The sequence below is a fragment of the Nonomuraea sp. 10N515B genome (assembly GCF_052245915.1).
In the GTDB taxonomy this organism is placed as follows: Bacteria; Actinomycetota; Actinomycetes; order Streptosporangiales; family Streptosporangiaceae; genus Nonomuraea.
In genome coordinates this window covers 1-782 of sequence record NZ_JBQQBQ010000221.1, presented here as the reverse complement: position 1 = coordinate 782, position 782 = coordinate 1, and the positions used below count along the sequence as shown (strand labels likewise).

Annotated in this window: 1 protein-coding gene; it reads right to left on the bottom strand. The window is 67.4% G+C overall.

Features of this window, described 5'->3' with window-relative positions; genetic code table 11:
* The coding region (locus ACTWQA_RS59145) for a reverse transcriptase domain-containing protein (protein WP_443167526.1) at nucleotides 1–756 on the bottom strand (756 nt) is incomplete at its 3' end.
* Nucleotides 757–782: the final 26 nt, after the last annotated feature.

Sequence of the window (782 nt, the reverse complement as noted above, 5' to 3'; positions counted from 1 at the left end):
CCAGCGAGCCAGGAACGTCACCTTCGGCTTGCCCCAGTCTCCCCGGGAGCGCACCAGGCGGTGATGAAAGCCCAGAAAATCAAAGCCGTCACCACCAACTTCCAGGTGGATGATGCGGGTCTTGGCCACCTTCGGCTCCAGGCCGAGCGCGGCCAGCAGCTCGACCAACCGGGCCAACGCCCGTTCGGCCTGGCTGCGCGACCAGCACATCACGACCACGTCATCGGCGAACCGCACCATCACCCCATCCGCGCCGTCCCACGCCCGATCCACTCGGTGCAGGTAGACGTTGCAGAGCAACGGTGAGACCGGACCACCTTGCGGGGTTCCGGTGACCGGCCGCCGCACCTGCCCGTCCTCCATGGCCCCCGCGCGCAGGATCGCGCGCAGCAGCGTGAGCACAGACTGATCGCAGACGCGTTCCTCGATCGCGTGCACCAACTTGTCATGCGGAATCGCCGAAAAGCAGTCGGCAATGTCCGTCTCGACCACCCACCGGCGGCCCCGCTCGCACTCGTCGATGAGCACCTGCAGGGCGTCGTGCGCCGACCGTCTCGGCCGGAACCCGAACGAGCAGTCGGCCATATCGGCCTCGAAGACCGGCTCGAGCACGATCTTCACGGCCGCCTGCACGATCCGATCACGAACAGCGGGAATCGACAGCGGGCGATACTGATCCTTCAGCCCCGGCTTGGGGATCAACACTCTCCGTGCCGGCAGCGGCCGATACCGCCGCTCCCGCAGTTCGGCGCCCACCTCGTCCAGGAGCCGGTCGACTCCGT